The organism is Actinokineospora terrae (genome assembly GCF_900111175.1).
In the GTDB taxonomy this organism is placed as follows: Bacteria; Actinomycetota; Actinomycetes; order Mycobacteriales; family Pseudonocardiaceae; genus Actinokineospora; species Actinokineospora terrae.
This window is the reverse complement of sequence record NZ_FOGI01000006.1, coordinates 146,862-162,591: the sequence shown is the minus strand read 5'-3', so window position 1 is coordinate 162,591 and position 15,730 is coordinate 146,862. Positions and strand designations below refer to the sequence as shown.

Sequence of the window (15,730 nt, the reverse complement as noted above, 5' to 3'; positions counted from 1 at the left end):
CAGGCGTAGTGCCGAAACAACAGGGGTGTCCATGCGGTTCAGCAAGCTCGGTGTCGTAGCGCTCTCGGTCCTCGCGGGGGTGGCAGTTCCGCGGGTGGCGCAGGCGGATCCGCCCGCGCACAACTATCCCGTGCACTCGGCGGGGTGCCAGAACACGACGACCACCCTCCCGCTCGGGCAGTCGGTGGCGCAGACCATCACCTCCGGGAACCTGACCAGGGGCTACCAGATCCACCTGCCCACGACCTACCAGGCGGGCCAGCAGAAGCCGCTGGTCCTGGCCTTCCACGGGCGCAAGGGCGACGGCGCCGACATCGAGCGCTTCTCGAAGATCGACAGCCTCGACACCATCGCCGTCTACCCGGACGGCGTCCAGGGGCAGGGCGGCGAGCGGGCGTGGCAGGGCGCGCCCTACGCGGCGGCGGTCGACGACGTCCAGTTCGTCGCCGACCTGCTCGACCACCTGCAGGCGACGCTGTGCGTGGACCCGGTGCGGATCTTCGCGGTCGGCAAGTCCAACGGCGGCGGGTTCGCGGCACTGCTGGCGTGCAGGCTGCCGCTGCGGATCGCCGCCTTCGGCGCGGTCGCGGGCGCGTTCTACCCCGGCACGGACTGCGCGACGCCGGTCGAGGTGCCGATCATCGACTTCCACGGCACCGCCGACTCGGTCATCGCCTACACCGGTGACAGCACCAAGCCCGTCCCGTCGATCTTGCCTTGGGCGCAGACCTGGGCCGACCGCGACACCTGCCTGCCGACGCCCACCTCGACGCAGCTCAGCAGCGAGGTCGTGCGGTACACGTGGGGTTCCTGCGTGCGCAACACCGCCGTCGCGCACTACAAGATCCTCACCGGCGACCACACGTGGCCGGGCGCGGACGTGTTCAGCGGACCGGGCAAGACGACCGGCCAGATCCAGGCGCACCAGGTGATCTGGGACTTCTTCGCCGCGCACCCGCTGACCCCCTTCATCATCTCCTGAATCGGCGGCCACGCAGATGTCCCTGTCCCGAAGGGGTTTCCTCGTAGCGGGGTCGGCGGCGGCGATAGTCCTGGGCGTGAACGTTCCCGCGTTCGCCGCCGCCCCCTACGACGCGTTGCGCGCTCGATGGCGCGACCTGCTGGTCGGTGTCGGCTACGACCCGGCCGCTGAACCATTCCACAGTGCTCTCATCAACACCGGCAACGCGGCCACCACCTACCGCGACAACATGGTCGTCACCAGCTCAGGTGTGTGGCCCGAGTGCCCGATCGGGACGAAGTCGGCGAACGTCACCAACACCTACGCCCGGTTGCGCGTGATGGCACTCGCCTACGCGCAACCGGGCACGGGCCAGACGGGTTCGCCGGACATGGCCGCGTCGATCATCACCGGTCTGCAATGGATGGTGGACAACGCTTACACCGCGGGCAGCTCCCCCTACGACAACTGGTGGGACTGGCGGATCGGCGCGCCGCAGAAGCTGGTGGACATCTGCTGCCTCGTGCCGGTGCCGTCAATTCTCCTGGCGTCACAACTGGCGGCGATCGACTACCACGTCCCCGTCTCCGAACTGGCGCAGTACACGGACAAGAGCACCGGGGCGAACCGCGTGGACCTCTGCCAGGTGATCGCGTTGCGCGGGGTCCTCGGCGAGGACTCCGCCAAGATCACCTCGGCGCGGGACGGGTTGTCACCCGTGCTGCCGACCGTGCTGACCGGGGACGGCCTGTACGCGGACGGCTCGTTCGTGCAGCACACCCGGGTGCCCTACGCGGGCGGGTACGGCGCGGTGCTGCTCAGCGGGTTGACCAAGGTGCTGCACCTGCTCGCCGGGTCGTCGTGGGCGGTGACCGACCCGAACCGGCAGGTGCTGTTCGACTCGGTGGAGTCGACCTTCGCGCCTTTCATCCACAACGGACTCGTCGGCGACGCCGTGTCCGGGCGCGGCATCGCCCGCTCCGACCAGGACGACCACCAGCGCGGGCACAACATCGTCGGCGCGATCGTGCTGCTGGCCTCGACCGGGTTGGCCACGCCCACCGAGTCGGACCGCTGGCGCGCGATGGCGAAGGGGTGGATCACTCGCGGCACCTACGCGCCTTACACCGACCACCTGGCGGTACCCGACCTGGCACGCGCGCTGGCGCTCCTGGCGAACGCGGGTGTTCCCGCTGCCGCGCACCCACCGTCGAGTCACGTCTTCGGCGCTATGGACCGCGCGGTGCACCGGCGTCCGTTGTGGACGTTCATGGTCTCGATGCACTCGCTCCGCAGCACGTTCTACGAGACCGGCAACGGTGAGAACCTGCGTGGCTGGCACACCGGCAGCGGCATGACCTACTGGTGGGGCCAGGACGACGGGCATTACTCCGACGCGTTCTGGCCGACCGTGGACCCCTACCGACTGCCCGGGGTCACCGTGTCCCGCAAGGTGCTGGCGGACGAGGCGGGTGGCCCGTGGAACGCGACCGTACCGACCAACACCTGGGCGGGCGGCGCCTCCGACGGCGTGGCGGCGGCGATCGGCCAGCACGTCACGGGGTTGCAGTCGACCTTGACCGGCCGCAAGTCGTGGTTCTGCCTGGATGATGCCGTGGTGTGCCTGGGCGCGGGCATCACGGCCACCGATGGCGTGCCGGTCGAGTCCATGGTGGATAGCCGCAACCTCGGCGCCTCCGGGACGAACGCGCTGGTCGTCGACGGTGTGAACCAGCCGGCCACCCTCGGCTGGTCGAAGGCGTTCCCCAGCGCCAACTGGGCGCACATCGGCGGCTTCGGCGGGTACCTGTTCCTCGGCGGTTCACCGGTCTCCGCGTCCCGGGCCGTGCGCACCGGCTCGTGGCGAACCATCGATTCAGGCGGCCCGACGACTGCGATCACCCGCCGCTTCCTCACCCTGTGGCACGACCACGGCACAGACCCCGTCAACGCTTCCTACGCCTACATGGTGCTGCCCGGCGCCTCGGACACCACAACAGCGGCACGCAGCGCGTCACCTGGTGTGACCGTCGTGGCGAACACGTCCACGGTGCAGGGAATCGCGGCAGGCACGGTGCGAGCGGCCAACTTCTTCGCCGCGGGCACCTGCGGGTCGATCATCGCGGACGGCCCGTGCTCGGTGCTCTTGCGCCAAGTGGGGCCGGTCCTGACCGTGGCCGTGTCCGATCCAACCCGCACCACGACCACCGTGACGATCACCTTGTCGGACAACGGCTTCACCACGGCGGACGCGGACACCGGCGTCACCGTCCTGCGGACCTCCCCCGTGACAACGCTCTTGGTCGAGCTAGGCGGAACCCTCGGCGCCAGCCGCACAGTTCGACTCGGCACGGGATCACCCGTGGTGCCAGGCACCGCACTGACCTTCACCCCCGCGGCCGACGCTTACGTGCGCGACGGCACCTACGCGGACCAGAACTTCAGCACCGGCCGCCTCATAGTCAAGGCGGCGACAGCCCCCGGCTACTCACGACGAGCCTATCTGCGATTCACCCCAGGGCTGGCCGCGCCACCGAAGCGAGCGGTGCTGTGGTTGCGCGGCAGGGTGAACGACGGCGAGAACACGCATTCCACCGTGACGGCACGCGCGGTGACCGGATCGTGGACCGAGACCGGGGTGACCTGGAACAACCAGCCATCACTGGGTTTCGCGCTCTCGACCGTGCCGATCAGCAAGACCACCGACTGGATCGGTCTGGACGTGACGGCGGCGGTGGCGGCCAACCCCGCCAGCGTGTCGTTCGGCCTGTCAGGCAGCGCGTTCGCCCTGGAGTTCGACAGCCGTGACACCGCGGCGACCCGACCGGTGCTGGAGGTAGTCAGCTGACTCAGCCCTGGCCGGGAGGGGTGAACGGGCCCGCGGGGAGACCGACCTGGCGGAGCAGGTCGGCGAGGTTGTAGTAGTCGTCGGCCGTGGCGATGTGGTCGCGGTGGAGGGTGAAGACGGAAGTCGCCTTCACCGCGAAGGACCGGCCTGCCGGGTTGTTGGGCGGGGTGAACGGGTTCTGGTCGGTGGAGGTGCCGCTGAAGGTCCAGGTCACGGCCACCTGGTCGCCGGAGCGGAAGGCGGTGTGGACAGTGGCGTGGAGCGGCGTGATGGCGCGCTTGGTCAGCTCCACCCACTGCTTCACACCCGCCCGACCGGTGAACGACGCCTGGAAGGCGTGGTCGGTGTAGGTGCCGTCAGCGGTGAACAGGGCGCTCAGCGCGTTCGCGTCGCCGCGGTTCCAGGCGTCGGCCCACTGCTCGACGATCCGGGGGAAGTGCCGGTGCGCGCTGTCCTGCGCGGCTGCCGGACCCGCGGGCTCGGCCACCGAGAGGGACGACGAGGTGAGGGCGAGTCCGGCGACCAGGGCGGTCGCGGTGAGCAGGCGGCGGGCGGTGCGGGACATGGCGGGGGCCTCTCGATCGGGAACCCTCGGCGCGGGTCCGTCGAGGTCGACCCTGCCGTGGCGGCGAGGCACGCCGCGTCCGCGAGGATTGCGTAGATCGGCCGACTACGCAGCCGGGTAGTCGCCGTCCGGGTGGGTCCGCCAGGTCAGCATGAGCGCGCGCAGGGCGCGGTCGGCCAGGTGCGCGGCCCGGTCGAAGCCGATGGTGTCGAGCTGGCCGAGGCTCGCGATCCCGTACAGCGTCCCCCAGGCGACCTCGCACGCCTCCACCGGGCTCGCCAGCACGACCCCGTGCTCGGCGGCCCACCCGGTCATCAGGTCGACCACCAGGCGGGTGATCGGCGCGGCGGCGCGGAACCGGTCGTGCGGGTCGACGGCGGTGTTGTTCATCAGCGCGTACAGGTGCGGGTTGTCGCCCGCGAACCGCACGTAGGCCCCGGTGGGCGCCAGCAGCCGGTCGTCGGTCGTCGTCGCGGTCCGCGCGGCCGCGGCCATCCGCTCGCGCAGCCGCTCGTAGCCGACCTCGACCAGCGCCAGCAGCAGCGCCTGCTTGTTGGCGAAGTGCTGGTAGACCACCGGCGCGGTGTACTCCACCTCGCCCGCCACCCGCCGGACGGTCAGCGCGGCCGCGCCCTCGCGCTCCAGCAGGGCCAACGCGACCGCGACCATGCTCTCGCGGACGGTCGCCCGTTCTCGTTCCCGCCGAGTGCCGGTCGACATCGCCCTCCCTCGCTCGCGGTAGCCGATCGTAACGCCGGTCCGCCCCCGCCCGGCCCTCCCCTCGGCCCGGGCACGCCTCTCGGGATCTAACAACGTTAGAATAGCTATCGTCGTTAGCACCCCGAGGAGGAGCGCCATGTCGATCGTCGCCCGGCGGGACGAGTCGCGGGTGCTCGACGAGCTCACCCGGTCCGCGCGCGGCGGCCAGGGCGGGGCGGTGGTCGTGGTCGGTGCCGCCGGGATGGGCACGACGGCGCTGGTCGACAGCGCGCTGGCGGGCCTCGACGGGTGGCTGGTCCTGCGGGCGGCGGGCAGCGAGTTCGAGCGCGACCTGCCCTACTCCTGCCTGCGCCAGCTCTGCGCGCCGGTGGTCGAGCAGCGCGCCGCCCTGCCCGCGGTGCAGCGCAAGGCGCTGGAGTCCGTGTTCGGGCTCGGCGGTGGCACGACGGCGAGCCCGCTGGTGATCGGTCTCGCCGTCCTCGGCCTGCTGCACGAGCTGGCCAGGCGGCGGCCGGTGTGCTGCGTGGTCGACGACGCCCAGTGGGCCGACGAGGGCACCAGGCAGGTGCTGGCCTTCGTCGCGCGCCGGGTCGGCGCCGAGCGGATCGCCGTCGTCATCGCCACCAGGGCAGGCTGCCCCGGGCTCTCCGACCTCCCGCACCTGCCGCTGTCCGGGCTCGGTGACGCCGACGCGCGGTCGCTGCTGCGCTCGACGGCACGGCCCGGCCTCGACGACGAGGTGCTCGACCGGATCGTCGCCGAGGCGGGCGGCAACCCGCTGGCGCTGCTGGAGTTCGGCCGCGACGCCGGTCCGCTCGGCCTGCCCGTCCACCGCGCCCACCACCGGGCAGGCGTCGCCGAAGCGCTGGAGGCCGAGTTCGCGCGCCGGGCGAAGCGGTTGCCGTCGGCCACCCGGACGTCGTTGTCGCGGACGCTGCGGGACGTGATGTCGAACGGGTGCGCGGCTTCGGCGCCGACCACGTCGTGGAGCGCGGAAGTGGCGTGGCATCTCGGATTCGCGCAGTGATACCTGACGGCGTGCCCGGCCTCGTGGACGGCTCGGCACAGACCGCGGAGGTACTACCGGCCGTCGCGGATGGCGGACACCTGGCCGAGCTGCGCGGCTGGGCCGGTCCTGCCGACCGCGGCATCCACGTGCACCCGGTGATGGTGACGGACGGCCTCACCTCAGATGGACACCCTGCGCCGCCAAACCGAGAACGGCACCCTGACCTCGCACGTCGCCGAGGTACTCCCCGCGGCCCGGGCGGTCGAGGCCCACCACATGCTGGAGGCAGGCGGCGTCCGCGGCCGGTTGGTGCTGGACTTCACCTGACCCGGCGTGGTGCTAGCTTGCCCGCGGCGTTCGTGTTGACTGGGTGTGAACCGAGCACCCACCGGAAGGGCCGTGATGAGCACCGACGCCAGTTCGCTGACCGCCGATGACCTGGAGTTCCTCCAGCGCCCGCTGCACGGGCTGCTGTCCGTGGCCGCGGGCCCGGTCCCGGCCCAACCCCGCCCCGTGTGGTTCGAGGCCACCGCGGACGGCACCGTCCAGCTCTTCACCGGGCCGGAGACCGTCAAGGTCCGCCGCCTGCGCCGCGACCCCCGTGCCTCCATCGTCGTCGCGGCTCCCGTGGGCGAGCGTGAACGCTGGATCTCGGTCGCGGGCACCGTCACCATCGAACTCGACGGCGCCCACGACCTCGCCTCCCGCCTGGCCGCCCGCTACTGGGACCTCGACGACCCCATCCGCGCCAAGGACTTGGCCGCGCTGCTGGCCGAGGACCAGGTGCGCCTGGTCCTCCACCCGGAGACCGTCCACCGCTTCGCCTACTGACCTCCAGCGGGGCGGCGCTGCTGTGGTTCAGCGTCAAGGAGAAGGTGATGGGAGGCGGTAGCGGTGAGCAGTCACACCGTCCCGCGCTTCCGCCTCTCCGGGAGGACGATCACCGCCTGAGCGGAAGCGCGCTCCCGTTTCCGAAGGTGGAAGTCCTTGTCCCGACGTGCCCATGCTCTCGACAGCTCGTTCTGGAAACTGTTCGCGGCATCCGCCACGACGACCTGCGCCGATGGGATCGGCAAGGTCGCACCGGCCTGGGCGGTTCCGCGGCGGTCGGCCCGGTGACCGCCCGGATCGGCAGACCCCGAGCGATCACCGCGGCCGTGGTGGTCGCACCCGTCATGTGCGTCCTACTCGGCACGACCACCAACACCTAGTCCTGTCGATGTCCCTACACCAAGTGATGATCCCCACCGACCGACTAGGCCTGATCACCAGACACCGCAACCTCATCACGGAATCCGCGGCGCCCTGACCACGCGAAGACGGCTCAGCAGAAGTACTCGGCGAGAACCCAGCCGCCGTAGGGGGCGTTGATGTGCCACCAGACGCCGTTGTAGTGGTCGTCGACGTTGACGTAGATCCCGTTGTGGATGACGGCGCCCGTCCAGTAGCCGTTCCCGTCCGGCGCGCTGTAGACGCGGACCGTGTCGGCACGGCACTGCTGGCGGTTCTCCAGCACACTGGCCGGAGCCGCGGTGGTGGCCGACGCGGGGATCGCGGCCGCGCACGTCAGAGCCGTTGCCGCCAACACGACACCTATCGCTGACCTGAGCCTGCTCATGGTTTGAGGTGAACCTTTCGCTCGGTTGTCGGGAAAATTTCCCACACCAACGACAGTAGGGCGAGATCGGCGGCCCCGAGCCGGTCGACCACCGGAACCCGCTCAACAGCCCAACACGCCTCTCGGTAGCACCACGGCGGTCATCCACCCGCACACCGAGCGGCGAGGAACCGGGCCGGATGTTCACCCCTTCGTCGCAGTCCGCGTCCGAGGTGGACGCCGTCAGCGGACTGGAACTCCTTGGAGCGGGGACCTTTGCGCCGGACGGGACTCGGGCGTGCGCATCGCGATGGCGAAGAAGTCGCGTTGGTCGGGGACGAGGTAGCGGTCGGGCGGGCTGCTCATGGTGGGCAGGAGGCGGGTCGGGGCGGTGGTGGGTGCGTCGGGGCGGTAGGCGGTGAAGACGACCATGCCGGTGTGGATGTCGAGTTCCAGGCCGCGGGTGATGCCTGCCTGGAGCATCGCGTCGGCGAGGGTTCGGAGGGTGAGCTGGTCGCCGCCGACGTAGATCAGGTTGCCGTGCGCGTCGAGGCCGAGGCCGGAGCGCCAGGCGTACTGGAACTGGTTGCGGGCGTTGCCCCAGCGCTCCGCCGCGTTCTGGTCCAGCCCCGGCACTGCCTGACCGCCGTCGATCACCAGGTCGAGGTTCTGCCGGGCTCGCGGGTACCGGGGATGAGCGTGGCCGCGGTCAGGTCTTGGTTGAGCCACGCCACCCCGGCGACCACGCTGCCGTGTCCCGGGTCAGGTCGGACGAGTGTCGTGTACAGCGCCGCCCCGCCGTTGGCCGCCCGCGCACCGGGAACCCACTTGCCCTCACCCGAAAGTCCTGAATGGACAGTGAGATCGGCTGGGCGCGATCCCGGTGCGGCCACCCCGGGGGCGCGCGTCGAGGGCAGCGCGTCGACAGCTGGGGCGTCGGTGCCGGGCTGCTTGCGTGTGTACCACCAGTTCTCGATGGCGTTGACCGGTGCGTCGAGACCCATCTGCCGCAACCAGTCGACGGTGCGCGCGGCGAAGCTCGCTTGTCCGGGGTACGCCAGCACCTGGACATAAGTCACCATCGGGTACACGAGCAAGACGGCCAGTACCAGGGCGATGAGGCGGCGCCGCTTGCGCCGCAACGGTTTCGTGCGCTGGGGACTCTGGGGCATGCCGCCAACGACAGGAACCGCTCGGTGCCAGCCGGGTCAGCCTGGGGTTAGCCGAGGGCAAATCAGCGGGTCGGCAGCACCAGGGTGAACTGAGTCGGGTCGGTCCGCAGCAACCGCAGCCGTCCCCACTCGGCCTCGGCGAGCCTGCGGGCCAGCGCCAGGCCGATGCCGTGGCCGCCGCTGTCGTGCGCGCGCCGCCGGAACACGTCGGTGCCCGCCGCCGGTCCGACGCCCTGGTCGGTGACGTCGACGGCCACGGTGTCGCCCAGCGCACGAGCCGCCAGCCGGACCTCCCCCGCGCCGCGCCGGACCGCGTTGTCCAGCAGCACGGCCACGACCTGGCACAGCACCGGACCGGCCACCAGCGCCGCCGCGGCCTCCCCGGTCACCTCGATCCCGAGCCCCCGGTCGGCCGGCACCGCCCGCCACTGCCCGGCCAGCCCGTCGAGGATCTCCCCCACCTGGCCGGTGCTCACCACCGATGGCACGTCCCTGGCCAGCGCCAGCAGGTCGTCGATGGTCCGTTCCAGCACGTCGGTCGTGTCGATCCCAGCGGCGATGGCCCGACGCGGGTCGGCGTCGGGGTTCTCCAGCGCCGACTCCGGTTGCAGCCGCAGCCCGGCGAGCGGGGTCCGCAGCTGGTGCGAGGCGTCAGCGGTGAACGCGCGCTCCCGTTCCAGCAGGGCGTCGAGCCGCTGCGCGGTGAGCGTCAGCGCCGAGCCCACGGAGTCCACCTCGGGGATGCCGCTGTCGCGGGCGCGCGCGGTGAAGTCCGCCTCGCCGAGCCTGGCCGCGATGCCCGCCAACCGTTCCAGTGGCTCGGCAAGCCTGCGCGCCTGACCGCGCGCGACCAGCCAGGTGCCCGCCAGCGCGACCCCGCCGAGCAGCACCATGGGCACCCAGGTGAGCCCGGTCCGCTGGTAGTACTCGATCGTCGGGCTCGCCGCGCGGATGATCCCCACCACGTCGTCGCCCCTGGCGATGGCGATCACGACGACGAACTCGTCGGCGGTGTCGGCCTCGACGACCTCGCCCGCCTCGATCCGGGCGATGGCCAGGGCCGCGGCCACCACGACGAGGGCGACGATCCGCCTACGCATCCGCCGGGGACTCCAGCCGGTAGGCGTAGCCGCGCAGGGTGGTGATCTCCGGGGTGGCGCCCGCGGCGGCCAGCTTCCGGCGCAGCGCGGCGACGTGCACGTCCAGCGTCTTGGTCGAGCCGTACCAGTGCGCGTCCCACACGTCGGCCATCAGGTCCTCCCGGCGCACCGCGATCCCCGGCTCGCGCGCCAACCGCTGCAGCTCGAACTCCTTGGCCCGCAACGCGACCTCCCGACCGTCCACAGTGACCCGCCGGGTGCCGGGTCGACCCGCAGCGCGCCGAACTCCAGCACCTGGGCGCCCGCGCCCATCGACTCCCGGCGCAGGTGCGCCCGGATCCGCGCGAGCAGCTCGACCAGGCGCACCGGCTTGGTCAGGTAGTCGTCGGCGCCCGCCTCCAGCCCGAGGACGACGTCGACCTCGGCGGTGCGGGCGGTCAGGATCACCTGCACGCACTGCGGCTGCCGTTCGCGCAGCCTGCGGCACACCTCGATGCCGTCGAGGTCGGGCAGGCCGAGGTCGAGCAGCGCCAGGTCGAAGGCGTTTCCGTCGGGGAGCGCGGCCGCGGCGGTGCGCGCCCACCGCACGTCGCGGCCGTGCCTGCGCAGGCCGTCGCTCAGCACGGCCCCGACCGTCTCGTCGTCCTCGACCAGGAGCACGCGGGCCATACCCGGGGACCTTAGTGCGCCCGCCGCGGTTTCTCCTGATGGGCTCGTCACCGGTACCGCTCTAGCAGGCCGTGCAGGCCCATCCCCGCCGCGACCGAGATCGCGAACACGAGTACCAGCACCAAGACCTCCATCGTCGCTCCTCTCGCCACCTTGACGTTAGGTCGGCCGATGGACGCTGGGGGCAAGCGGAAGGCAAACGTTGCGGCGCTTTGCCTTCCGCTTACCTTGCGCTCGCCGCGGGCGCACCCGGTGGTCCTTAACGTCGATGGCACACACCACCGGCTGCGAAGGACCCCTATGCCCGTGCTCGATCCACACTCCCTGCTGAGCGGTTTCGGCGCGCTCGGCGTGTTCCTGGTGATGTTCGCCGAGACCGGCTTGCTCATCGGGTTCTTCCTGCCCGGGGACTCGCTGCTGTTCACCGCCGGGGTGCTGGCGGCGACGCCCGCGGGCACGTCGCTGCACCTGTCGTTGCCGCTGACGATCGCGGCAGCGGCGGCGGGGGCCCTGCTCGGCGCGCAGGCCGGGTACGTGATCGGCCGCCGGGGTGGGACCGCCCTGCTGGAGCGCTCGCGCAACCGGCACCTGCACAGCGGTGTCGCGCACAGCAAGCGGGTCCTGGAGTCCTACGGGCACCGCAAGGCGATCGTGCTGGCCCGATTCATCCCGGTGGTGCGGACGGTGACAGCGAGCCCCGCGTGCGGGAGGCCGAGACCCGCGGGGGGCTCTGGCAGGCGGTGGCCGTGGTCGCCGTCGTGTTTGCTCTTGGGGCGACTGGCTACTACCTGCGCACGTCAGCGCTTCGCGACGACGCCGCCGCGGCTGCCGTGGGTGCACCGCCATCGGCCCGACTGGGTGATCTGTCCTCCTTCCGTGTCATCACCCAGGACACCCTCGACCGCCTGGACACCGGCGACCAGGCAGGCGCCGCCGCCCGCGTCGGTGACCTCGAGACCGCGTGGGACCAGGCGCAGGGCCGCCTCAAGCCCCGCGACAGCGCAGCCTGGACCGACCTCGACGGCAAGATCGATGCCGTGCTGGGAGAGCTCCGCGCGGGCAGCCCCGACCAGGGCGCGGAGCAGGCAGCGCTGCGGACCCTGATCGGAGCGCTCGGCTGGGCGGCGGTCATGGGGTGAAGACGACCTCGGGGAATCGGGTGGATGGACCGTCCACGAGGTGGCCGGTGTGTCGGAAGTGGCGGTCGAAGAAGGCCGTTGGGTAGGCCTGTTGCACGGCGACCGAGCGGGCCGGGGCCACTGTGCCGATCTCGGCCTCGACCTCGGCCTGGTTCAGCCCCAGCAGCGGTGCCGCCTGCGGGAGCAGCACGGCCAGGTCGCCGTAGGTCGCGTGCGCGGCGCCGGTGAGGGTGATGTCGCGCTTCCAGCCCCGCAGGTTGGACCAGAACGTCGCCAGGTCCGGCAGGGTCTGCCGGGAGGCGCGGGCGTTCATCAGCAGGTACGGGCGGTCCAGTCCGGCGGTGACGACCGGGCCGGTGACCGCGCCGTCCACGCCGATCCCGGCCCGTACGCGCGGGTCGGCGTGCAGGGTGGCCGCGGTGGTCGTCGCCCCGGCCGAGTAGCCGAACATGCCGACCCGGGCCAGGTCGATGCCGCCGCGCAGGCCGCGGGGCAGCGGGTGCCCGTCGACGTCCGGGTTGGCGCCCGTGTCGAGCGCGGTGAGCTGGTCGAGCACGAACCGAACGTCGGCGACCCTGGCCGCGGCCATCGCCTCCCCGGTCGCCGGGCCGTCTGGTACCGGCACGCTCACCCGCCCACCGGGGAACTCGACGAGACCGTCGTGGGTGTGGTCGATGGTGACCACGAGGTATCCGCGACTCGCCAACTCCTCCACCACCACGGTGTTGGCCGACCGGAAGGAGTCGTTGCCCGGCGAGTACAGCACCACCGGCAACCGACCACACCGGTCGATCGGCGCACCGTCGTGGCCGTGGGTGTCGGGAACGCGCAGGTCACCCGGCGCGACACCGTTGTCGATCGCGTACCGAGCCGCGGCGGCGGGCGGCAACCACGGCGCCACGGGGTAGCGCCCGGTGTCGCGGGCGGGGTACCAGAGACTGATCATCAGCTCCCTGGGCGACCCCGGCGCACCCCACGGGTCGACGCGCTGGTGGTCAACCAGGTGCAGTGCCGCGGTACCGACCGGACGAGGCCCGGTCGGCGGCGGCAGGGTGAGAACAACCGGGCTCGCGGTGGCGACCGCACCGGTGCCCAGTAGCAGGCTTGCGGCTAGCGGAACCACCGCCGCTGAACGACTGAAACGCATAAAACCTCCCTGTGAACTCAAGTGATGCCCGATCAGGACTTCCTTTCCCGACAGGCGATTCATCAACCCGCGCGACGGTTCCGCAACCAGGCGGGACCGCTCGGCGGCGGCAAGGTGAGAACGACCGGGCTCGCGGCGAGCGAGACCACCGCTACTCGACGACTGATTCGCAGGGGACCTCCCGGTGGACTCGGGTATTGCCCGATCAGGGTTTCCGTTTCCGGCAGGCGATTCATCAGCCCGTGCGGTGGTTCCGCGACCGGAGTCCCCGCCCCAGGGCGTACGACCGTGGACTGACGTCACGGGCGCGGAGTTCCCCTAGCGTCGGGGTATGCGCCGCAGGGTGGGTTGGTGGGTCGACGTCGTGGTTGTGGTGGTTCACGGCGTGGTGCTCGGTTCTGTCCTTTTCGTCCAGAACAGTCCACAGGCGACGTTCCGGCTCAGTCCGGACGGTCTCGCCGCCGTGCCAGCGCGGATCGGGCTGCTCGGTGTGCTCTGCCTGCTGCTCTCGTGCGCGGCGGTGGTCATGCGCGCTCGGTGGCCGGTGATCGCCGCATGTCTGCTGGTGGTGGCCACCCTGCCGCTGTCATCCGCGTGGCTGGTCGTAGTGCCGTGGGCGCTGTTGCTGTACTCGGCGGCGGGTGCGGGCAAGCGAGTCGGTGTCGTGGTCCTCGTCGCTGCATTGGCGACGGTTCTCGTCCATCGGCACGACGTCGTCCTCCCCGGCTTGGTGCTGGTCATCGCGTGGCTGGTCGGGCTGGTGGTGGGCGGGCACCGGGCCGCTGTCGCCGAGCGGATCCGCCGCGCCGAGGCGGAGGCGGCGCTGGCCAGGCAGGACGTCGTGGCCGAGCGGTTGCGCATCGCCCGCGACCTGCACGACGTGATCGCCCACGGGATGAGCGTGATCACGGTGCAGGCGGGCTACGCGGGCCTGGTGGTCGACGACCGGCCGCACCAGGCGCGCGCCGCACTCGACGCGATCGAGACCACCGGCCGCGCGACCCTGGTGGAGATGCGCCGCCTCCTCGGCGTGCTGCGCGCCGAACCCGACGACGGGACCGGCCCCCCTGGCCTGGCGAACCTGGGCGAACTGGTGGCCAGGACCCAGGCCGCGGGCGTCGCGGTCGAGGTCGTAACACGCGGCGCGGCCCGCGACATCCCCGCAGGTGTCGACGTGTCCGCGTACCGGATCGCGCAAGAGGCCCTGACCAACGTGGTCAAGCACGCCGCGACCAACTCCTGCACCCTCACCATCGAAACCACCGACGACGAGCTGTCCGTGGCAGTCGTCGACCGCGGCCGCGGCGGCCCGACCGAGACCGGCCACGGACTCACCGGCATGCGAGAGCGAGCAGCAGCACACGGCGGCACGATCGAGGCAGGGTCGGTCCCCGGCGGCGGATTCGCGGTGCGAGCCAGGCTCCCGCTCGACGAGGTACCCACATGAACACCACACGCGTACTGGTCGCCGACAACCAAGACCTGACACCGGAGCGGGCAGCGACACACGGCGGCACCGTCAAGGCAGGGTCGGTGCCCGGTGGCGGATTCGTGGTACGCGCCCGGCGAGGAACCCACGTGAACACCACAGGCGTACCGGTGGCCGACGACCAAGACTCGACGCGGAAGCGCGCAACAGCGCACGGCGGGACAGTCGAAGCAGGATCAGCGCCCGACAGCGGATTCGCAGTACGGGCCCGACTCCCGCTCGCCGAGACGCCCGCACGAGCACCACACGCGTACTGGACACCGACGACCAAGACCCGACGCTGGAGCGAGCGGCAGCGCATGACGACACCGCCGAGGCAGGGCCGGTCCCCGATGGCGGATTCGCCATATGCGCCAGACTCTCACTCGGCGAGGAGCCCGCATGAACACCACACGCGTACCGGTCACCGACGACCGAGACCGACGCGGAAGCGCGCAGCGGCGCACAGCGGCACGATCGAAGCAGGGTCGGTCCCCGGTGGCGGATTCGCGGTGCGCGCCAGGCTCCCGCTCGACGAGGTGCCCGCGTGAGCACCGCGCCCGAGCTGGTGGCCGACGACCAAGGCCCGACGCGGGAGCGGGTGACAGCGCGCGGCGGCACCGCCGAGGCAAGGTCGGTGCCCGGCGGGGGGATCGCGGTGCGCGCCCGACTCCCGCTCGACGAGGTACCCACATGAACACCACACGCGTACTGGTCGCCGACGATCAGGATCTGATGCGGGCGGGGTTGTGCGGGATCGTTGATTCCGCTGAGGATCTCACCGTTGTTGGTGCGGCTGAGGACGGGCTGCGGGCGGTCGAGTTGGCCCGTGAGTTGCGGCCTGACGTGGTGCTGATGGATGTCCGGATGCCGGGGCTGGACGGGGTGGCCGCGACCGCCCGGGTCACCGCGTCGACTGCGGCTCGGGTGCTGGTGTTGACCACCTTCGACCTCGATGAGCACGTCCATGCCGCGCTGCGGGCCGGGGCCAGTGGGTTCCTGCTCAAGGACACCCCGCCGCGGGATCTGCTCGCCGCGCTTCGGGTGGTCGCCGCGGGTGACGCCCTGTTGGCGCCCACCGTGACCCGGCGGCTCATCGCCGAGTTCGCCGCCCGCCCCGCCTCGCCCCCGGCCCCGGCCCGGTTGCCGATCACCGAACGGGAGCGGGAGGTGCTGGTCCTGGTGGCGCGCGGCCTGACCAACCGGGAGATCGCCGAGCACCTGCACATCAGCCCGGGCACGGCGAAGGCGCACCTGCGCAGCCTGCTGATGAAACTGGCCGCCCGCGACCGCGTGCACCTGGTGCTCCTCGCCCTCGGGGCGGGTCTGGGCTGA

At 71.6% G+C, this 15,730-nt stretch carries 16 protein-coding genes and 2 pseudogenes; 10 read left to right on the top strand and 8 right to left on the bottom strand.

Annotated elements, in window-relative coordinates; genetic code table 11:
- Positions 1 to 31: 31 nt before the first annotated feature.
- Complete coding sequence (locus BMY07_RS14750; RefSeq protein WP_092778601.1) at positions 32 to 982, top strand: CE1 family esterase; 951 nt, start codon at positions 32 to 34, stop codon at positions 980 to 982.
- 76 nt (positions 983 to 1,058) lie between these two features.
- Positions 1,059 to 3,809 carry a polysaccharide lyase family 8 super-sandwich domain-containing protein gene (locus BMY07_RS14745; protein WP_218150668.1) on the top strand — a complete coding sequence of 917 codons (2,751 nt, stop codon included), beginning with the start codon at positions 1,059 to 1,061 and terminating at the stop codon, positions 3,807 to 3,809.
- A gap of 1 nt (position 3,810) precedes the next feature.
- Here the strand turns inward: BMY07_RS14745 and BMY07_RS14740 are convergent, their stop codons facing one another.
- The gene (locus BMY07_RS14740) at positions 3,811 to 4,374 is read right to left on the bottom strand and encodes a nuclear transport factor 2 family protein (RefSeq protein WP_092778598.1); all 564 of its coding nucleotides are present in this window, start codon (positions 4,372 to 4,374) and stop codon (positions 3,811 to 3,813) included.
- A gap of 105 nt (positions 4,375 to 4,479) precedes the next feature.
- Complete coding sequence (locus BMY07_RS14735) at positions 4,480 to 5,094, bottom strand: TetR/AcrR family transcriptional regulator (protein WP_092778597.1); 615 nt, start codon at positions 5,092 to 5,094, stop codon at positions 4,480 to 4,482.
- Positions 5,095 to 5,230: 136 nt separating this feature from the next.
- Between BMY07_RS14735 and BMY07_RS14730 the strand changes: the two genes are divergently transcribed.
- From BMY07_RS14730 to BMY07_RS14720, 3 genes are all read left to right on the top strand, one after another.
- A complete protein-coding gene (locus tag BMY07_RS14730) occupies positions 5,231 to 6,121 on the top strand; it encodes an AAA family ATPase (RefSeq protein WP_092778596.1) in 891 nt (296 codons plus the stop codon).
- Between the two features lie 165 nt (positions 6,122 to 6,286).
- Positions 6,287 to 6,430, top strand: a complete 144-nt coding sequence (locus BMY07_RS35420; protein ID WP_245782391.1) for a zinc-binding dehydrogenase — start codon at positions 6,287 to 6,289, stop codon at positions 6,428 to 6,430.
- Between the two features lie 75 nt (positions 6,431 to 6,505).
- Positions 6,506 to 6,934 carry a pyridoxamine 5'-phosphate oxidase family protein gene (locus BMY07_RS14720; RefSeq protein WP_092778595.1) on the top strand — a complete coding sequence of 143 codons (429 nt, stop codon included), beginning with the start codon at positions 6,506 to 6,508 and terminating at the stop codon, positions 6,932 to 6,934.
- A 493-nt stretch (positions 6,935 to 7,427) separates the two neighbouring features.
- Here the strand turns inward: BMY07_RS14720 and BMY07_RS14715 are convergent, their stop codons facing one another.
- The 5 genes and pseudogenes from BMY07_RS14715 to BMY07_RS14695 all read right to left on the bottom strand — a co-directional run bounded on the left by BMY07_RS14715 (position 7,428) and on the right by BMY07_RS14695 (position 10,641).
- A complete protein-coding gene (locus BMY07_RS14715; protein WP_143073494.1) occupies positions 7,428 to 7,721 on the bottom strand; it encodes a hypothetical protein in 294 nt (97 codons plus the stop codon).
- 222 nt (positions 7,722 to 7,943) lie between these two features.
- Positions 7,944 to 8,357, bottom strand: coding sequence for a hypothetical protein (locus tag BMY07_RS14710; RefSeq protein WP_092778593.1), 414 nt, complete (start codon positions 8,355 to 8,357; stop codon positions 7,944 to 7,946).
- Positions 8,354 to 8,872 (bottom strand): hypothetical protein, encoded by a 519-nt coding sequence (locus BMY07_RS14705; protein ID WP_177215588.1) that lies wholly within the window; start codon positions 8,870 to 8,872, stop codon positions 8,354 to 8,356. Before BMY07_RS14705 ends, BMY07_RS14710 begins: the two co-directional genes overlap by 4 nt.
- Positions 8,873 to 8,934: 62 nt before the next feature.
- Positions 8,935 to 9,972, bottom strand: coding sequence for a sensor histidine kinase (locus tag BMY07_RS14700; RefSeq protein ID WP_092778592.1), 1,038 nt, complete (start codon positions 9,970 to 9,972; stop codon positions 8,935 to 8,937).
- A pseudogene (locus BMY07_RS14695) lies at positions 9,965 to 10,641 on the bottom strand (response regulator transcription factor). The gene BMY07_RS14700 and the pseudogene BMY07_RS14695 overlap by 8 nt, the downstream one beginning before the upstream one ends.
- Positions 10,642 to 10,812: 171 nt before the next feature.
- Here BMY07_RS14695 and BMY07_RS35415 point away from each other — a divergent pair.
- Together BMY07_RS35415 and BMY07_RS35410 are read left to right on the top strand one after the other, a co-directional pair.
- A pseudogene (locus BMY07_RS35415) lies at positions 10,813 to 11,283 on the top strand (DedA family protein); the annotation flags it as partial.
- Between the two features lie 59 nt (positions 11,284 to 11,342).
- Positions 11,343 to 11,780: a hypothetical protein gene (locus BMY07_RS35410; protein ID WP_245782440.1), complete on the top strand. Its 438-nt coding sequence runs from the start codon at positions 11,343 to 11,345 to the stop codon at positions 11,778 to 11,780.
- Here the strand turns inward: BMY07_RS35410 and BMY07_RS14685 are convergent.
- A complete protein-coding gene (locus tag BMY07_RS14685; RefSeq protein WP_177215587.1) occupies positions 11,770 to 12,927 on the bottom strand; it encodes an alpha/beta hydrolase family protein in 1,158 nt (385 codons plus the stop codon). The genes BMY07_RS35410 and BMY07_RS14685 overlap by 11 nt on opposite strands.
- A gap of 331 nt (positions 12,928 to 13,258) precedes the next feature.
- Between BMY07_RS14685 and BMY07_RS14680 the strand changes: the two genes are divergently transcribed.
- The 3 genes from BMY07_RS14680 (at position 13,259) to BMY07_RS14675 (ending at position 15,730) form a co-directional block, all read left to right on the top strand.
- A complete protein-coding gene (locus tag BMY07_RS14680; protein WP_092778590.1) occupies positions 13,259 to 14,374 on the top strand; it encodes a sensor histidine kinase in 1,116 nt (371 codons plus the stop codon).
- 568 nt (positions 14,375 to 14,942) lie between these two features.
- Positions 14,943 to 15,092 (top strand): ATP-binding protein, encoded by a 150-nt coding sequence (locus BMY07_RS34325; protein WP_177215586.1) that lies wholly within the window; start codon positions 14,943 to 14,945, stop codon positions 15,090 to 15,092.
- A complete protein-coding gene (locus BMY07_RS14675) occupies positions 15,089 to 15,730 on the top strand; it encodes a response regulator (protein WP_092778589.1) in 642 nt (213 codons plus the stop codon). Before BMY07_RS34325 ends, BMY07_RS14675 begins: the two co-directional genes overlap by 4 nt.